Annotated in this window: 16 protein-coding genes and 1 tRNA gene; 5 read left to right on the top strand and 12 right to left on the bottom strand. The window is 59.9% G+C overall.

Annotated elements, in window-relative coordinates; genetic code table 11:
• The first annotated feature begins 63 nt into the window (after positions 1-63).
• Both QWU43_RS03750 and QWU43_RS03745 read left to right on the top strand, forming a co-directional pair.
• Positions 64-149: transfer RNA gene (locus QWU43_RS03750), tRNA-Leu, on the top strand.
• A 93-nt stretch (positions 150-242) separates the two neighbouring features.
• Positions 243-1,772, top strand: a complete 1,530-nt coding sequence (locus tag QWU43_RS03745) for an SDR family NAD(P)-dependent oxidoreductase (RefSeq protein WP_370917137.1) — start codon at positions 243-245, stop codon at positions 1,770-1,772.
• 36 nt (positions 1,773-1,808) lie between these two features.
• Here the strand turns inward: QWU43_RS03745 and QWU43_RS03740 are convergent, their stop codons facing one another.
• The 5 genes from QWU43_RS03740 to QWU43_RS03720 form a co-directional block, all read right to left on the bottom strand.
• Entirely contained in the window at positions 1,809-2,483 is a 675-nt protein-coding gene (locus QWU43_RS03740) for a dihydrofolate reductase family protein (protein ID WP_370917136.1), read from the bottom strand.
• A 235-nt stretch (positions 2,484-2,718) separates the two neighbouring features.
• Complete coding sequence (locus QWU43_RS03735; RefSeq protein ID WP_370914165.1) at positions 2,719-3,150, bottom strand: cupin domain-containing protein; 432 nt, start codon at positions 3,148-3,150, stop codon at positions 2,719-2,721.
• Between the two features lie 151 nt (positions 3,151-3,301).
• Positions 3,302-4,396: a methylmalonyl Co-A mutase-associated GTPase MeaB gene (gene meaB, locus QWU43_RS03730; RefSeq protein WP_370917135.1), complete on the bottom strand. Its 1,095-nt coding sequence runs from the start codon at positions 4,394-4,396 to the stop codon at positions 3,302-3,304.
• A 5-nt stretch (positions 4,397-4,401) separates the two neighbouring features.
• Positions 4,402-6,702: a methylmalonyl-CoA mutase gene (gene scpA, locus QWU43_RS03725; protein WP_370917134.1), complete on the bottom strand. Its 2,301-nt coding sequence runs from the start codon at positions 6,700-6,702 to the stop codon at positions 4,402-4,404.
• Positions 6,703-6,710: 8 nt separating this feature from the next.
• Positions 6,711-8,558 carry a methylmalonyl-CoA mutase family protein gene (locus QWU43_RS03720; protein WP_370917207.1) on the bottom strand — a complete coding sequence of 616 codons (1,848 nt, stop codon included), beginning with the start codon at positions 8,556-8,558 and terminating at the stop codon, positions 6,711-6,713.
• Positions 8,559-8,844: 286 nt separating this feature from the next.
• On the opposite strand from QWU43_RS03720, the gene QWU43_RS03715 reads away from it, so the two are divergent.
• Together QWU43_RS03715 and QWU43_RS03710 are read left to right on the top strand one after the other, a co-directional pair.
• Positions 8,845-9,618, top strand: a complete 774-nt coding sequence (locus QWU43_RS03715) for a TVP38/TMEM64 family protein (protein WP_370914162.1) — start codon at positions 8,845-8,847, stop codon at positions 9,616-9,618.
• A gap of 132 nt (positions 9,619-9,750) precedes the next feature.
• Complete coding sequence (locus QWU43_RS03710; protein ID WP_370914161.1) at positions 9,751-10,329, top strand: MarR family transcriptional regulator; 579 nt, start codon at positions 9,751-9,753, stop codon at positions 10,327-10,329.
• 70 nt (positions 10,330-10,399) lie between these two features.
• On the opposite strand, the gene QWU43_RS03705 is transcribed toward QWU43_RS03710, so the two are convergent.
• From QWU43_RS03705 to QWU43_RS03695, 3 genes are read right to left on the bottom strand one after another with little or no spacing between them, the layout of a single operon-like run.
• Positions 10,400-11,614, bottom strand: coding sequence for an SPFH domain-containing protein (locus QWU43_RS03705; RefSeq protein ID WP_370914304.1), 1,215 nt, complete (start codon positions 11,612-11,614; stop codon positions 10,400-10,402).
• Between the two features lie 35 nt (positions 11,615-11,649).
• Entirely contained in the window at positions 11,650-12,078 is a 429-nt protein-coding gene (locus tag QWU43_RS03700; protein WP_370914160.1) for an NfeD family protein, read from the bottom strand.
• 44 nt (positions 12,079-12,122) lie between these two features.
• Positions 12,123-12,965, bottom strand: a complete 843-nt coding sequence (locus QWU43_RS03695; protein WP_370914159.1) for a DUF3097 domain-containing protein — start codon at positions 12,963-12,965, stop codon at positions 12,123-12,125.
• 34 nt (positions 12,966-12,999) lie between these two features.
• Between QWU43_RS03695 and QWU43_RS03690 the strand changes: the two genes are divergently transcribed.
• Positions 13,000-13,818 (top strand): hypothetical protein, encoded by an 819-nt coding sequence (locus QWU43_RS03690; RefSeq protein ID WP_370917133.1) that lies wholly within the window; start codon positions 13,000-13,002, stop codon positions 13,816-13,818.
• Between the two features lie 10 nt (positions 13,819-13,828).
• Here QWU43_RS03690 and QWU43_RS03685 read toward each other — a convergent pair whose 3' ends face one another.
• The 4 genes from QWU43_RS03685 to QWU43_RS03670 form a co-directional block, all read right to left on the bottom strand.
• Complete coding sequence (locus QWU43_RS03685) at positions 13,829-14,392, bottom strand: TetR family transcriptional regulator (RefSeq protein WP_370914157.1); 564 nt, start codon at positions 14,390-14,392, stop codon at positions 13,829-13,831.
• Positions 14,393-14,431: 39 nt separating this feature from the next.
• Entirely contained in the window at positions 14,432-15,157 is a 726-nt protein-coding gene (locus QWU43_RS03680; protein WP_370917132.1) for an ABC transporter permease, read from the bottom strand.
• 5 nt (positions 15,158-15,162) lie between these two features.
• Positions 15,163-15,918, bottom strand: coding sequence for an ABC transporter ATP-binding protein (locus QWU43_RS03675; RefSeq protein ID WP_370914155.1), 756 nt, complete (start codon positions 15,916-15,918; stop codon positions 15,163-15,165).
• A 121-nt stretch (positions 15,919-16,039) separates the two neighbouring features.
• Entirely contained in the window at positions 16,040-17,131 is a 1,092-nt protein-coding gene (locus QWU43_RS03670; RefSeq protein ID WP_370914154.1) for a ferrochelatase, read from the bottom strand.
• Between the last annotated feature and the right edge of the window lie 54 nt (positions 17,132-17,185).

Genomic DNA, 17,185 nt, shown 5'->3' with positions numbered 1-17,185 from the left:
TCGGGCTACAGTATGCGAGTGCCCAGCCGGAAAGGCTGGAAACAAAAAGAGATATTCACCCGGGTCCGGGTGGCGGAATGGCAGACGCGCTAGCTTGAGGTGCTAGTGTCCTATTAACGGACGTGGGGGTTCAAGTCCCCCTCCGGACACAGATAGTAACCGGGGGCTGCAGCATCAGAGGATGCTGCAGCCCCCGGTTCTTCGTTTGCCATCCCTATCATCCCCATCCGAAGGAATCCCCCATGTCCATCGATCCCGATGATCTCGCCGTCTGTCTCAAGGTGATTGAGCAGGTCGGTGAACTAGATCCCGCGCACCCCGATTCGGTCGCGGTGCAACGCTCGGTCGCGGCGTTGTTTAAACAGGTGAAGCGCTCCCGGAAGATCGCAGCCCGGGAACGTCAGAAAAAAGCTGACGAAGCTGTCCTTCATGCGACGGCCACAGCAAACCCCCGGAGGATCGATGACGAGACTTCCGGCCTTCTTATCACCCCTGCGGAGGGCTCCCCCGTCCAACTCGAACCTGGTGCGGTGGCTACCCCACACGGATTTGCGGGACGCTTGCAGCGCGCCCAGAACTGCTATGTCTGCAAGCAGCCCTACACTCTCGTCGATTCCTTCCATCACCAGTTATGTCCGGATTGTGCGGCGGACAACCGCAGACGGAGAGAAGCGCGGGTCGACCTGAACGGGCGTCGTGCCCTGCTAACCGGCGGACGCGCGAAGATCGGGATGTACATCGCCCTGAAATTGCTCCGAGACGGTGCGGATCTCACCATCACGACCCGCTTCCCGAAAGACGCGGTACGTCGCTTCACCGCGGTAGCTGATTCGCCCGACTGGTTGCACCGACTTCACGTTGTTGGTGTGGATCTCCGGGATCCCGCCCAGGTGATCAGCCTCGCAGACTCCGTGGTATCTGCAGGGTCGCTTGATATTCTCATCAACAATGCGGCGCAGACCGTCCGCCGGTCCCCCGGGGCCTATTCCGGGCTCGTCGACGCCGAGTCCGCTCCTTTGGAAGGAGTCGAGCGAAACGTCGACACGCTCTCTCTTGGCTCAACCTCAGCACTTCATCCCGCGGCTCTCACCGGTGCAGGTACCGATGGAGATGCCGCCATCGCTGCACTCGGGGCATCCGGAAACACTCCGGTGGATGCATCCGCTGCGGCCGCGCAGGCCCATGCTTCCAGGCTCGCAGCACTCGCGATGACCGGCGGATCGGCTGCACTCGACCGGATAGGAGACGGTACCGCCATCGATGCGGGTGGACTCGTCCCCGATGAGGTCGCCCACAACTCCTGGGTTGCACGAATAGGTCAGGTGGATCCTCTCGAGATGCTCGAGGTACAGCTCTGCAACGCGACCGCGCCGTTCATCCTCGTGGACCGTCTGCGGCCCGCGTTGGAAGCTGCTCCAGCTCGCCGCAAGTACATCGTCAATGTCTCGGCAATGGAGGGCGTATTCGGTCGAGGTTACAAGGGGCCCGGGCACCCACACACGAACATGGCTAAAGCTGCACTGAACATGCTGACGCGCACGGCTGCGGGTGAACTCGCCGAAAACGGGATACTGATGACAGCGGTGGATACCGGGTGGATCACCGATGAGCGGCCCCACACCACGAAGGTCCGCCTCGCAGATGAGGGATTCCATGCGCCGCTCGATCTCGTCGACGGTGCGGCCCGAGTCTATGATCCGATCGTGCAGGGTGAGAATGGTGTGGACCTCTACGGATGTTTCCTCAAGAACTACGTCCCCAGTTCCTGGTGATGTTGTCCGAGAGGTCCGGTGTCATGAAAGACCTCGTCAGTCGATATGAGGTCGCTTCACGTTCGGGGTGTACGGGCGCGTCGCGTCATGGTCCTCGGAATGCGGTACCGGTGGAAGTACCTCATACCGAGCGTGCATGTATCCCTCCCGCGTAGTACCCGCGTCAAGTAGCCGTAGTGGAACATCGCAGCGCATACCGCCAAACAATGGGACGCCGTCTCCGAGGATGAGCGGTACCGTCGTCACGGTCAGCTCGTCGACGAGCCCCCGCTCGAGGAACTGTCGGATCTTTCCGGCACTGTCGATGAATACTCCGGTATAGCCCCGTTCATCGATCAACGCGATGACGTCGTCGAGGTCTCGGGCTACGGTCACCCGATCATCCGAGAAGGAGTCCTGGGTCGTCATCACGATGACGTCCTTTCCCGGGTACGGCCATTCCGGGAGTTCATTCAACTTGTTGAATGCCGGGCGACTGATCACAACAGCGTGACTCTCCCGGAAGACGCGGGCGAAGTCACCCGCGTTACCCGGATCGTGTTTCACGGGATGTTCAACCCCGTGATCCTGGTCGAGGAGCCAGCTCACGTCCCCGTCTGGACGGGTGATGAATCCATCCAGGCTGGTAACAATGAATACGAGGCCTTTCCAGTTGCGCTCCATGCGGTATGTTCCTCTCGGATAGATCTCCGGGCGCCTATCGTCGGACACCCCTCCCCCGGGAAGGATACGTCCTTGATAAACCCCGGGTGATACCCCCAAGCCTAGGTCCGAAGCGGCATAAAGTGTCAACTTCCATACCTACAATCCCACCATTCACCACCCCCAGGGGTGAATGGTGGGATTCGACGGGAAAAGACCGACGCAGGATCTCGTTATAACCCGCGAACAACGGAGACGGTACCCGGAAGTCGGGTACCGTCTCCGGGTCATGCTCATCCGAGGATCAGTGGTCGTGCTGCTCGTTCGGATCGTTGTCGGCATCTTCCTTCGTGGCATGGATCGTGCCGTGAACGTGGTCTGGAGCAGCATAGATCGAGTAGACCTTGAGAGGCTCGGTTCCTTCGTTGACGACATTGTGCCACTTGCCTGCAGGAACGAAGATCGCCCAGTCATCTTCGACAATTCTGTCGATGTCGAGGTTAGCCGGGTCATCACCGATCATGACGTGTCCCGCTCCGGCTTCGACACGGAGGAACTGATCATGGTCATCGTGGACCTCAGCACCGATTTCGCCACCAGCGGGAATGTTCATTACCGTCATCTGGAGGAACTTGCCGGTCCATAGTGTATCCCGGAAATTCTCGTTCTCCTCCGTGGCTTTCTCGATGTTAAGGACATACGGATTGGGGCCGTGGTCGGTACGAAGATCAGACATATAAGTCTCCTTTTATCCATAGAGTTTGCCGCCCTCGAAAACCACTGTACTCAGGTTGCGGGGGTGATGCATTTGAGCTGGTTAATCAGAGCTTCGGGTGTACGGGACAGGAACGCTCAACGCACGAAACGACAATGTTCCGGCATCTACCTCATTCTGAATCGAGGGCCTCAAGTATCTTCTCAGCAGCGAGCGTGGGAGTGATCCGTCCATGCCGCAGACGGTCCTCGACCCGCTCTCGGATCTCCCCCACCCGCGCATTCGTGTTGAGTCGCTGGAGGAGGGTTTCATGGACCATCGACCACATCCACCCCACCTGCTGTTCCCGCCTGTTCTCCTCGAACCGACCGCACTCCAGCATCGCGGCATGGTGATCCCGCACGATCTGCCAGAACCTGTCGACACCGTCTCCCTCCACCGCCGACATCGTCAGCGTCGGTGGATGCCAGACAGAATCCTCACTGCGCACCATCCTGAGCGCCGCGGACAGTTCCCGTGCCGCACGTTTCGCGGCTTTGATATTAGAGCCGTCGGCCTTGTTGATGGCCACCAGATCGGCCATCTCCAGCACACCTTTCTTGATGCCCTGAAGCTGATCCCCTGCACCCGCCAATGCAAGGAATGTGAAGCAATCGACCATATTCGATACGGCAACCTCCGATTGCCCCACTCCCACTGTTTCGACGAGAATGACGTCGAAACCGGCAGCCTCGAACACCACCATTGCTTCTCGCGTGGCCTTGGCCACACCGCCGAGAGTGCCGGCAGATGGGGAGGGCCTGATGAACGCATCGTCCTGCGTCGACAGCTTCGACATCCGGGTCTTGTCTCCGAGGATGGACCCACGTGTCCTGGTCGAGGAAGGATCGATTGCGAGAACCGCAACCCGGTGTCCTTCCGTAATCAACTTCATGCCGAGCGCCTCGATGAACGTCGACTTCCCCACCCCCGGAACCCCGGTTATCCCGACTCTGAGCGCATCCCCGGAGAACGGCAGCAACCGCACGAGGAGTTCCTGAGCAAGTACCCGGTGGGCAGGAGCACTCGATTCCAGCAGCGTGATCGCCCGGGATACGCGGGTCCGGTCCCGGTTCCTGACTGCCTCGAACAGCTCATCGACATCTATACGACGTCGGGCACGACGGACCACTTCCGGGGCGATGGCCGTCGCAGAACCGAGATCTGTCCCCGCCGTCGTAGTGAGCGAACCGAGATGGTGTTCAAGGAAACCGTCGTCGATGCTCATTCTGGCTAAAGGCCTTTCTCTGATTCGACCGGTGTACCACAGCAGGGCCCCTCGGCCCTCTCAGCCGTGGCCTGCAGGTCATCGGGTAGATGCAGGTCGAAACCGAGGTTTGCCGATAACTTCGTGATCATGTCGATCGCGGAATCCGCGATGACCGTGCCGGGTGGATAGATCGCAGCAGCGCCGCAGTCGTAGAGTTCCTGGAAGTCCCCTGGGGGGATGACACCACCAACGACGATCATGATGTCCTCGCGACCGAGTTTGGCGAGTTCGTCCTTCAACGCGGGCACCAGGGTGAGATGACCGGCTGCGAGGGAGGACACTCCGACAACGTGCACATCGGCGTCAACGGCTGCCCGGGCTGACTCCGCGGGCGTCTGGAACAAAGGCCCGACATCGACGTCCATTCCGAGATCCGCGTAGGCGGAGGCCACGACCTTCTGGCCACGATCATGTCCGTCCTGGCCCATCTTCGCGATGAAGATGCGCGGTCGACGACCCTCCTCGGCCTCGAAAGCATCGGCCATCGCGATGGCGCGCTGGACGTTGCTCACGGTTCCCTCCTTGCCAACCTCGTCCCTGTAAACCCCGGACAATGTTCGGATCTCAGCTTCGTGGCGCCCGAAGACCTTCTCCATCGCGTAGGAGATCTCCCCTACTGTGGCTTGAACGCGGGCACAGTCGACTGCGAGTTTCAGTAGATTGTGCTCCAGATCGCCGGCATCCTTCGACTCCATCCGGCAGGCTTCAGTGAGCTTGTCCAGTGCGATCTGAACCGCATCATTGTCACGTTGTGCACGGAGACGATCGAGTTTCTCGAGTTGTTCCTGACGGACCTTGGTGTTATCGACCTTGAGTACCTCGATCTCCTCGTCTTCCTCGGCGATGTACTTGTTGACGCCGATGAGTGCCTGGCGACCGGAATCGATGCGTGCCTGTGTTCGGGCCGCTGATTCCTCGATACGTAGTTTCGGGATGCCTTCAGCCGTAGCTTGGGCCATCCCACCTGCTGCCTCGACCTCTTCAATATGTGCTCGGGCACGATTCGCCAGCTCATTGGTCAACCACTCGATGTAATAGGAACCCGCCCATGGATCGACGGGGCATACCGTTCCAGATTCCTGTTGCAACAGGAGTTGAGTGTTCCGGGCGATGCGTGCGGAGAAATCTGTCGGTAGAGCCAGTGCCTCGTCCAGCGCGTTGGTATGCAGTGATTGGGTGTGTCCCTGCGTCGCAGCCATCGCCTCGATACAGGTGCGCGGGACATTGTTGAAGACATCCTGCGCGGTCAATGACCATCCCGAGGTCTGCGAGTGGGTACGTAGGCTCTGGCTCTTCTTGTTCTTAGGTTCAAAATCGCCGACCAGCTCGCTCCAGAGGAGACGCCCGGCCCGCAGCTTTGCGATCTCCATGAACGTGTACATGGAGATGCCCCAGAAGAACGACAGTCGTGGTGCAAATTTATCGACGTCGAGACCAACCTCCTTACCCGCACGGATGTACTCGACGCCATCTGCGAGGGTGTACGCGAGCTCGAGATCGGCCGTCGCTCCGGCCTCCTGGATATGGTAGCCCGAGATCGAAATCGAGTTGAACCGCGGCATTTTCAGCGATGTGTACTCGAAGATGTTCGAGATGATGCGCATTGAGGGTTTCGGCGGGTAGATGTAGGTGTTGCGGACCATGAACTCCTTGAGGATATCGTTCTGGATGGTCCCCGCGAGCTGTTCCGGTCCGACGCCCTGTTCCTCTGCAGCCACGATGTAGAGGGCGAGGATCGGCAGAACGGCACCGTTCATCGTCATCGATACAGACACCGCCCCAAGATCGATACCCTCGAACAGTTGACGCATGTCGAGAATGGAATCAATCGCCACACCCGCCATACCGACGTCACCGAGGACACGCTCGTTATCCGAGTCGTAACCACGGTGGGTAGCCAGGTCGAAGGCGACGGACAGTCCCTTCTGCCCCGCCGCGAGGTTCCTCCGGTAGAACGCGTTCGATTCCGCCGCAGTGGAGAACCCCGCATACTGGCGGATCGTCCATGGCTGGTTGGTGTACATGGTCGGATACGGGCCACGCATGTACGGAGGAGCGCCGGGAAAGGAATCTAACGGGTACGGTGAATGCCCCCCGTCACCCAGGACGGCGGTATCCCGATCCGAACGGGTGTAAACCCGCTTAACACCGATACCCTCCGGTGTCGCCCAGATCTGACCAGCCTCCGTACCGGGAACATCAACAGGGGGGACGACCTCACCGGTGGTACGCGGGATGTCATGGAAATTCGGGATGGTACTCATGGTAAGTGTCATGCTCCCAGCATCTCGAGCAAGCCAGCCAATGTGGCCGCAGCATCAATGGTCAGGTTGAGATAGTCGTCGGGGGTGTCCTCAGCATCCACGAAAGACTTCGGGGATCCCGCGACCAGGAGTCTGCCTATACCCGCTGCGCGGGCGGCACGGATCGCTTCGGTACCTGTGGCGGTATATTCGGGGTCTGCCCCACAGAGCACTGCGATACGAGCACCTCGTACAGCCTCAGTGAACTCGTCGGTACCCGGTACGAGCTGTCCGGGATTGACAACCTCGATCCCACCGGAGGCGAGGAGGTTCGTGGCAAAGCCCGTCCGCACGTTGTGCTTGGCCAGGGGTCCGATCGGGATGAGTACCGCCCGGGGCCTGGTGCCGTGTTCCTCCAGGAATGCGTCTGAACGGTTTCGCAGGGCTTCGAAGCCAGCGGCCCACCGCCGGACACCGACCGGTTCAGTACGGAGCTCCACCGGCAGCGGTTTCTCGGCGAGGTTCGGGAACTCGTTGATACCGGTAATCTTCCTGCGTCGATGGGCCACGTCATCCCTGAGCATCTGGTACGACGCATCCAACGAGGACTGGAGATCACCGGATGCACGGTATCTGCGGAACCCCCCTTTCCCCTCGACACACGTGAAGATGTCCCACGCAGCATCAGCCAGCTCCCGGGTCAAGTCCTCGATGAAATAGGATCCTCCTCCCGGGTCAACGACGAATCCGAGATGAGATTCCTCGAGCAGCAGAAGGTTCGTGTTCCGGGCGATCCTGTGTGCGAAGGATCTCGACGTACCCGGGAGCCCACCGGGCACCGCTGAATCGAACGGAAGAACCTCCACATCCGTCGCTCCACCAACTCCGGCGGCGAACGCAGCGACGGTGCTGCGCAACATATTGACCCACGGATCACGTTGACTGAACATGGCCGGAGCAGTCACAGCGTGCTGAGGTGCGGCCCCGGCCTCCGCGTGTCCGATAACTTCGGCAACCCGTGCCCACAGCTCCCGGGCGGCACGAAACTTGGCGATCTGGGCGAACTGCTCATCAGTCGCAGCGAACCGGAAGGACACCTGGCGGAGTGCTGCGTCAGTATCCAGACCGGCATCGACCAGCACACGCAGGTACTCGACACCGGCGGCGAGTGCGAACCCCACCTCTTGAGCATCAGTCGCCCCTTGGTTACTGAAGGCGGCCCCGTCGACGAGAATCGCACGAACATCTCCGGGATGTGCTGCGGCCTCGACCGCCAGCTCGGTCGCCTCGTCGAGACTGATCGAGTCTCCCGAACCGATCATCGCGGTGAGTGGCGTACAGGAAAGTTCCACCGACACCTGCTCCGGGTTATCCGATGCGTCAATGAGCGGGTATAACTCACGAGCCGCCGCCGAGGTACGTACTCCGGCGTGCAGCCGGATCGGTACGAGCTCCAGGAGCACGCCATTCAACAGTTCGGAGAGGTCCTCGGGTGCCGGATCATCAGTGAGATCCAGGATGATGTCCGTGGTTCCGTTATACAGGGCATGGAGAATCTGCTTGTTGATGGTGGGGACATCGCCGAACCCCTCGTTCCCGAAGGTCTCCGACACCCCCCACCCTGCGCGTTGGGCATCCTTGATCTCATTTCCACGGGTGAAGGGAAATACCCCGGGTGCAGCGAGTTCAGCGAACTCGTCAGCGCGGGTGTAAAGGGGACGGATACCGATGCCGTCGTACGTTGTCCTTATCAGTGACCGCCATGCGTCCGGAGGTATCTCGGAGACGTCCTTCCGCTGTACCCGCGCAAAGACCGCAGCCACAGATTGGTACCAGGCGTCCCGGCGATCATTGAAATCAGCGGGGAGCTCCGGGATCCGGTGAAGATCATTCCGCCGATGCTCGTGTTCATTCTGCGTGATGGTCACTGTGATCGAGTCCTGTCCGTCCGGTCAATGTGTCTGTCTTCACGGCAGTTTCCGAGTCTATCCGGTTAAGCGTCATTCCAGTACCATATTTAGGACCGAAATCACCTCCTTCCGGAGGGATTACGCCGCCAGGTTTGAACACTGTTGTCATCTATGATTCTCGGATTTGTGGCGCACCATACTGCCAGTAGGATGGTTACCGAACCACTGTGCAGGGGGCCGTAAGCTGGTACAGGTGGTCAGACTCCGGAGAGCAACAGCTAAGTTCGTCGGCGCCATCGCGATGCCCGCCGCACAACTCCACGAGGGATTTCTCGCATTACCCGCGTTGAAGCGTTTCGCCGTTCTCGGGTTCGCCGCAACTACTGTCATCGTGATTCTCTTCATTGATGTTCCGGGAATCACCCAGATGCGAACCTGGTCAGATGGTGCCGGAAACTGGTTTCCCATTCTTTTCCTCGCCGGATACATCCTTATCACCCAGTTTCCGATCCCCCGAACACTCCTGACTCTCGCCAGTGGGATACTCTTCGGCCCAGCCCTCGGCATACTCATCGCCCTTTCCGCCACGACCTTTTCTGCGGCTCTCTCCCTGACGCTTGTGCGAACCCTCCTCGGTGACTGGATACGACCGCGGATCACTCATCCCACAGCCGTTGGAATCAATGCCCGACTGAAGGCGCGGGGATGGCTCGCGGTGACATCACTCCGGATGATCGCCGTGGTTCCATTTTCCGTTCTCAACTACACTGCGGCATTCACACAGATACCACTCCGTTCGTTCGCGCTCGCCACTCTCGTGGGCTCAGCGCCCGGAACCTCGATGACGGTGGTGCTCGGTGATGCGTTGACCGGGAACACGGATCCAATGGTAATACCCGTCACCATCATCCTCGCACTGGCGGGAATCACGGGCCTGGTTGTCGAATCGCGGCTTCCATCGCCCGGGTGCGGAGAAGGTCTAACATCTCCGGGGCTTAGCAGCGATATCGGGCAGGGGCACAGATGAGACCTCGGATCATGTTCCGACATGGCGGCGGATGCCCGGCGAACCGTACCGACAGTCAAGCCCACGGGGTAGACTGCGGGTAACATGGAGCGTCACTGACCTCGCTTAACATACCTAGCCCCGGGAGAAATCATGTTCGCAGTCCATGCCCGCTACCGAGGCCGGGAGATCCGACGCGCTGACCTTGTTCGGCGCTCAGCCGAAGCGCTGTCGACCCTCGATGGAGTCGGGGAGTTCGAGATGCTCGGCGTCGAGGACATTTGTGCGGTGATCGATTCCGCCGAGGCTGTCACTGACACCACGATGGCACTACTCTCCGCCGGAGATTGGGCGATTGGAATCGGGATATGCCCTGGGGCGGGATGGCCAGTTGCCGAGGTTAGGGAACTTGCCACCACCGCGATCGGGAGACACTGTCGAAGCGGTATCGTCAAGGTGAGATCCTGGACAGGTTCAGACATGAATGACCTCTCCACCGTGTTCATCCTTCTGGCCCACGTTCTCGCGAAGCGCACCACGGAAGGTAGAGAAGCAACCCAACTGATGCGCGGGGGCATGAATCAGAATGAGGCTGCAGCCAAGCTCGGCATTTCGAAACAGGCGATGTCCCAGCGGCTTGCGGCGGCAGGATGGTCCGCAGAGACCGCTGGATGGAAACTGGCCGTCGATCTTCTGAGGAAAGTCGATCAGGGAGCCGTTGAAGAGAGATGAAAACCCCGGTGGATCCCAGAAACCGAAAAGCCCTCCACCGTGACAACAGATGGAGAGCTTTCTCAGGGAGTTAATCGGTGAGCTTCTCATCGGGTCGCGGAGCTCCCGATAAATGAATATCTGGAGATCCCGGAGAAGGCTGCTCCCCGGCGACAGAGCGAGCAGGAATCTCGGGGGACACCGTAGGCTTCCCGGACATCTGATGAGGAGCCGGATCCACTGGCTTATTAGCTACAGCATTCGCCGCAGCCACGGCTGCTGCGATCTCCGGATCGGATTCTGTGGAGAACCACCCCTCGGTGTCGCCATCCTCCGCGATTTCCCTGGTTCGCTCGTCGACATCGGCGGGTTCGAAACGGAAGATACCGTCCTCGTCCTTGTTCGCCATCGCGCGGGCGAATTGCTCCAGGGAGTCACCGAATTGGTTGGGGATCATCCAGACCTTGTTGGCGTCGCCCTCTGCGAGCTTCGGTAGTTTATCGAGGTACTGGTAGGCAAGAACCTCCGGAGTCAATTGTGAGGCCTTGATGGCGGCGTTAATTTTCTGGATTGAACGTGCCTCACCCTGAGCACGGAGAAAACTTGCTGCACGATCCCCCTCGGCACGGAGCATCTCCGCCTGCCGTTCCGCTTCAGCCGCGAGAATCGCGGCATGCTTCTCACCCTCCGCTGCGAGAATACGTGCCTGTTTCTGCCCCTCCGCAGTCTTGATGTAGGCCTCCCGCTGCCCCTCAGCGGTGAGGATCATCGCACGCTTCTCCCGCTCAGCGGTCATCTGCTTCTCCATCGGCTGTTTGATGGAGGGCGGTGGATCGATCGCCTTGAGCTCAACCCGCGCGATACGCAGCCCCCACTTCGTTGTAGCACCGTCAAGCTCGCTGCGCAGCCTGCGGTTGATGACCTCGCGAGACGTCAACGTCTCCTCCAGATCCATGCCGCCAACGACATCACGGAGGGTGGCGACAGAGATCTGCTCGACACCGTAGATGTAATTGTCCACACCGTAGATAGCGAGATGCGGTTCATTGATCTTGAAGGTCACCACAACATCGATGTCCACCGTCAGATTATCCTTGGTGATGACGGCCTGCGGAGGGAAGCTGACGACCCGCTCGCGGGTGTCGACCTTCGCACGGACCCGGTCGATGAACGGGATCAGGAACGTCAGCCCCTGTGCGGTTCGGGTGTAGGAGCCCAGCCTCTCGATGACGGCGGCCTCACCTTCGGGGACGAGCTTCAGGGACTTCGACACCACCAGTCCGATGAGGATGACGATCAACGCCATCAGGACAATTTGGACCAGAGCGACTTCGTCCATGGTCAGATCTCCTTCCAGACGACGGCGACTGCGCCGTCGATCGTGACGACATTCACCCGTTCGCCCGGGGTGAATCTGTGCGTGGGGTCGAGACTTCTCGCGGACCAGATCTCTCCTCCGAGCCGGATCTGACCACTGTGACCGTCCACTTCTTCAAGAACCGTGGCGGTGGTACCGATCAGAGCCTGCGGCGAGGTGTCGAGCACGCCTACGGAGCGGGTTCGGCGCCGGAGGATCGGTCGGACGAATACGAGGAGACCGAACGATGACAGGGCGAACGTCACGATCTCCATCCAGAGGGGAACATCGAAGACGCCTATTCCGGCTGTCGCGAGCGCAGCTCCACCCAGTAACAACAGGGTGAAGTCTCCGGCCAGCAGTTCAAGAGCGGCCAGCAGAATCGCAGCTATCAACCAAACAAGTGCACCCACGTTTTCACCCTACCCGAACATATTCTCTTGCCCCGGAACCGGAATTAGACCAGATCCCGCTTATCGACGCCCGGAATGGTCACGAAATCCACAAGCCTCTCGACAGCACCGATCAAGGCCGAATCAAGATCCCGGTAGCTTTCCACAGCTCCGTACACCCTGTTCCACCCTTCACGTGGTGTCCCCCACTTCAGACGCGAACAAATACCGGTCTTCCAGTCTTCCCCTCGGGGAATCTCTGGCCAGGACCGCAAGCCGAGTTTCTCCGGTTTCACTGCTTCCCAGATATCAATGAAGGGATGCCCGGTGACCAGGACATCCGGCCCCAGAGATTGGGTGAGCCTAGTTTCCTTGGACCCCTCGACGAGGTGGTCAGCGAGTACCCCGACTCGTCGCCCGGGGCCGGGCTGGAACTCATCCAGACGCTCCGGGAGATTGTCGAGGCCTTCTAGGTACTCGACCACTACCCCCTCGACGCGTAGGTCATGGCCCCACACTTTCTCGATGATTGCCGCATCATGGATGCCTTCAACCCAGATTCGCGAGGGTGCTGCGATCTTGGCGGTGACGTTCCCGACTTTCCGGGAACCCGAGTTCGAGCGTAGGGGTCCGTTGTCCGGGACGTATCGGGTGAGTGTCACCCTTTTTCCTTCCACAAGAAACGCACCGTTTCTCAACTTGAACAGACGTTCTCTCCCGTTCCTATCCTCTAGTCCGATGAAATCGCCGTCGTATGTGCGCTCGAATCGGGTGACCGCACCCACGAACCCGTCCGCGATCACCTCCACTACCAGACCAGGTTCCGCAGGGATCGTGGGGTATTCCGGATTACGGCGACGGGCGTGTCCGGAGAGGATGTCTCCGGAATAAGGGTCATGAAAGCTCATGGGATTTCACCCTATCGGCTAAACTCTGACAACCATGGATTTCCGTCCCTTGGTGTACTCGCCCCTCCAGAACGCCGCGATCTGGCTCGCTGGATGGATCTACGGCAAAGTCAGCTACGACGAACTCACCGAAACCTTCACCAGTTATGGATTGCGTCATGTGCTGTGCACGTCTGATACCCGGGGCACACCGCAGACCTCTGAAGGCGACTTCATCGACATACTCCGGCGCCTCCGCAGAATCAGTACTCCTCTAGTGGCGCATCTCCAACCCGGAGAACCAGTTCTCCGACTCGTTTTCGGCGGCCCGGGACAGGTTCCCGGGCTGATCGCGGGTTCACCTTCCGCAGAGACTGCACGACGGACGGGATCCAGCGCACTGATCATCCGGGATGTCGATCCGGATACCAGCCACATCCTCGTACCGGATGAGGGGTTCGGCGATCCCCATCAGGTCGTTTCGTGGCGATGGTTCACCGAACACGGCCGGGTACCGGAACCGGATCATCTGGGTCCCGGTGATGCTGACCGACTCCTCGCGAATGCGACGGAACGTGTAGCCGACAGGATCACGGCCCGAGGTTTCACGCGGAGCTCATTGATAGATCCCCGTCTGACGGTGGGTCGACTCAGCGATTTCTATGCAGGTCCCGGACTCCCGGATTCGGTCACTCCACGGGCCGGTAAGCTTCTCGCCCGTGCGGATCGTGTCGCCGCAATCATCGAGAGCGTGGTGACCGAAGCAGGAGACCACAGTCATGACGCGGAACTCACGGAACTTCTCGGACACCTCCGAAGGGCCCGGATGGCCGGTGTCGCCTATGCGGTCGGTGAGTACGGGCGCGGCTCCTGACTGTGCGGGTTCAGTTGCCGTCGAGGAAACCCTGTACAACAGGACCGAGTGACTTGACGAGATCAGCAGTGGACAATTCCCGGGCGGCAGGAAGACGAAATAGGTAGCGTGTCACGATGATCCCCGCCAACTGCGACTGGGAAAAGGCGATCCGTCGCTCGGCTTCAGCACGGTCGACGCCATTCTCCTTCAGTCTTGCGCGAACCGGCTCCCACAGAACGGACGTGAGGTACTCGGAGAAGGGGGCGGGATCCTCGAGAGCACCACGTGCCATCGCGAGCAATTGGTCGGCGACGGGCGATTCCCACAGAGCGATGATTTCCTTGACCAGTACTGGACCGAGATCGTCGAAAGGCACTGAAGCAAGCACGGCGTGAATGTCTCCTGGGTCCGCCGGGAACTGGATCACCGCTCGGAACAGTCCCTCCTTGTTTCCGAAGTAGTGGGGAACAAGGGCGACGTCACACCCGGCTCCCGTCGCCACGGCACGCAGCGTCGTGCCACGATATCCGCGGGCAGCGAATAGTGCGCTCGCTGATGCGAGTATTCGGTTACGGGCGCTGCTTTTCTCCATCTACGGGATTCTAGCTTCCGGACTGTGTCCTCCCCAGCGTCAGGTCCGTCGCTGCATGAATAGCGCGGCCACAGCCATTCCGCACATTGAAAACCCCGAGAGAATCAGCATGTCCGTTACGAAGCCTGAGTAGACGCTGTTTTCCACAGCGAGGTGTTGTTGTGCCTTCACGGCGTAGGTCAATGGCAGAATATCTGAGATCCACTGGAGTGCTAGGGGCATCGCCGACGTCGGAACGAAAATTCCGGCGAGAAAGAGCTGCGGGCCGATAACCAGGGGAAGCATCTGAACAGCCTGGAATTCGTTCCGGGCGAAACTGCCCGCGACCAGGCCCAACACGGACCCGGTAACACCGGACAAGAGGGTCACAACGCCCGTGCCCAAGATTCCAGAAGGTGGATCCACACCGAGAGCCTGATGAGCGACCCCGAGCATGACCGCCACCTGCACGACGGCAAAACTACCGAAGGTCAGTGCATAGCCGACCAACAGTTCGGTATGGGTGAGACAGGTCGTCCAGAGGCGTTCCAGACTCCCAGCAGTGCGCTCCCGCTGGACGGCGACAGCAGCGACGATGAACATCATCACCATGGGCATGAGGCCGAGCAACATCTGGGCGACAACCGTGAACCCCGGATGATCCAGGTAAACGAAGTACAGAAGTGTGAGGAGCAGCGTCGGGAGTATCAGCATCTGGGTTGCGAGTCTCCGGTCACGGATGAGCTCCAGGGAAAGCCGTACAGAAGTAGACAGAGTTCGTTTCATCGCACTCACCTCTTCCGTCCCTCTCCGCTTGAGCCGAAGCCTTCCCGTAGCAATGTGAGGAATGCCGACTCAAGATCAGGACGTCCGGTCCGGTGCCGCAGATCGCTCGGTGTTTCGTCCGCGATCAGTTCACCCTGCCTGAGCATCAGCACACGGTCGCACCTGTTGGCCTCCTCGAGAACATGTGAACTCAACAGGAAGGTGACACCGTCGGCTGCGAGGCTCCGGAAGTGATTCCAGAGATATTCCCGGGTCAAGGGATCGAGCCCGATGGTGGGCTCATCGATAACGAGGAGTTTCGCCCGGGAGATGAGTGCACAGGCCAGTGAGACGCGTTTGCGCTGTCCTCCGGAGAGCCTATGCGCGCTTATTTCGGCCACCTCTGCAAGCCCGAGCACCTCCAGGTGCTCATCGATGACCTCACGCGAAGGGACGGAATCATGCCCGAGCGTCCCGTAGTAGCGACAGTGCTCGCGGGCACTGAGTCCGGGATACACCGCGGCCTCCTGCGGGTCGTATCCGATTCTTCCCCGGTTCGCACGATGCCCCGCCCGGCGTCCCAGGACGGTGAGTTCGCCCTGATGAGGCTGCAGGCCGGTGATAGCACGGATCAGTGTGGTCTTACCCGCTCCGGAAGGGCCGACCAACCCGGTGATGCAGCCAGGAGGAACCGTGAAGGACAGAGGTCCGATGATCGTTCTCCGGTGGTGATTCGGACCACGGCTGACCGTAAGGCCAGTGGCGGTGATGACGGGTGGCATGGCGGCCCCCTTTCAGTGTTCAACGACTGTTGAATATGTGGACAGCGCTCACACTACGTGAAAATCCCCGGGTGTTCAACAATTGTTGAACACCCGGGGATTGAGAGCCGCCGCGGTAAAACTATCCCGAGCGCTGAGCCGCCGCGGGCCGCCTAGCGGGAGTACAACAGCCCTCGGCGCAGAAAGCACCGTTTACGGTGCACCCCCGCAAAGGCGCACTACCGAGACGCAGAGGATCCCTTTTCTCAATCATTTCGAGAACCAAGGCAACCACCATCTGCGCGAACTCAGTGGTCGGCCCCGCTGTGCCAGTTCTCTCGATGGGAATACCGAACTCCTCAGCCTCTTCTGCAAGCTCAGAATCCAGGTCCCACACAACTTCAATGTGGTCGGAAATGAACCCGATGGGGCAGACCACAGCAGCCGGAAGCCCTGCTCCCTCATGCAGGTCGGTTACGTGATCAACAATGTCCGGCTCCAGCCACGGCGTGTGCGGCGAACCCGACCGCGACTGCCACACGACGTCATAATCCTCCACTCCAACCTCGCGGGCGACCAGCGCCGCAGCTTCGTGCACCTGCCTTGAATAGAGTGGACCGTCAGCCGCAACACCTGCTGCATTGTCGGCTGCTGTCGGAATCGAATGCGCGGTGAACATGAGCCGAGCGGAAGCGCGAACGTCCTCTGACAACCGTGAATAGGCGTCTCTCACCGCGTGTGCCATCGCGCGAATGAACAGCGGGTGATCATAGAACTGACGCAGTTTGGTGAACCGGATCTCCGGTAGCCCCTCCGCAGCCAGACGTTCCCGCATGCCTGCGATATCTTCGTCGTATTGTCTGCAGCCCGAATATCCAGCCCACGCTGATGTGGCGAACACGAGTGCGTTGCGGACGCCGTCCCGCGCCATCTCGGCGGCCGTGTCCGGAGCCATCGGATGCCAGTTCCGGTTGCCGAAATAGACAGGAAGATCAATACCACGGCGGGCGAGTTCAGCACGGACATTGCCTATGATCTCGCGATTCAGTTGGTTGAGCGGACTCACTCCACCAAAGTGGTGGTAGTGCACCTCCACCTCATCCAGGCGCTCCGGGGGAATTCCCCTGCCTCGAGTCACATTCTCGAGGAACGGGCGGACGTCATCGTGACCTTCTGGTCCTCCGAAGGAGAGAAACAGCAGTGCGTCATAATCAGTGGTGCGAGGGTGAGACATAATTTCCAGAATACCCAACACGCCATCACTCCACCGACTCAGCGGGTCACCTGC

This window comes from Corynebacterium sp. CCM 9204 (genome assembly GCF_041357695.1).
In the GTDB taxonomy this organism is placed as follows: Bacteria; Actinomycetota; Actinomycetes; order Mycobacteriales; family Mycobacteriaceae; genus Corynebacterium.
The sequence above is the reverse complement of the archived record's forward strand: the minus strand, read 5'-3'. Positions and strand labels throughout refer to the sequence as shown.

Coding starts and splice junctions, on each gene's coding strand:
- QWU43_RS03745 (WP_370917137.1), top strand. CDS start 243: ATGTCCATCGATCCCGATGATCTCGCCGTCTGTCTCAAGGTGATTGAG.
- QWU43_RS03735 (WP_370914165.1), bottom strand. CDS start 3,150: ATGTCTGATCTTCGTACCGACCACGGCCCCAATCCGTATGTCCTTAAC.
- meaB (WP_370917135.1), bottom strand. CDS start 4,396: ATGAGCATCGACGACGGTTTCCTTGAACACCATCTCGGTTCGCTCACT.
- scpA (WP_370917134.1), bottom strand. CDS start 6,702: ATGAGTACCATCCCGAATTTCCATGACATCCCGCGTACCACCGGTGAG.
- QWU43_RS03710 (WP_370914161.1), top strand. CDS start 9,751: ATGTTCGCAGTCCATGCCCGCTACCGAGGCCGGGAGATCCGACGCGCT.
- QWU43_RS03705 (WP_370914304.1), bottom strand. CDS start 11,614: ATGGCGTTGATCGTCATCCTCATCGGACTGGTGGTGTCGAAGTCCCTG.
- QWU43_RS03695 (WP_370914159.1), bottom strand. CDS start 12,965: ATGAGCTTTCATGACCCTTATTCCGGAGACATCCTCTCCGGACACGCC.
- QWU43_RS03690 (WP_370917133.1), top strand. CDS start 13,000: ATGGATTTCCGTCCCTTGGTGTACTCGCCCCTCCAGAACGCCGCGATC.
- QWU43_RS03685 (WP_370914157.1), bottom strand. CDS start 14,392: ATGGAGAAAAGCAGCGCCCGTAACCGAATACTCGCATCAGCGAGCGCA.
- QWU43_RS03680 (WP_370917132.1), bottom strand. CDS start 15,157: ATGAAACGAACTCTGTCTACTTCTGTACGGCTTTCCCTGGAGCTCATC.
- QWU43_RS03675 (WP_370914155.1), bottom strand. CDS start 15,918: ATGCCACCCGTCATCACCGCCACTGGCCTTACGGTCAGCCGTGGTCCG.
- QWU43_RS03670 (WP_370914154.1), bottom strand. CDS start 17,131: ATGTCTCACCCTCGCACCACTGATTATGACGCACTGCTGTTTCTCTCC.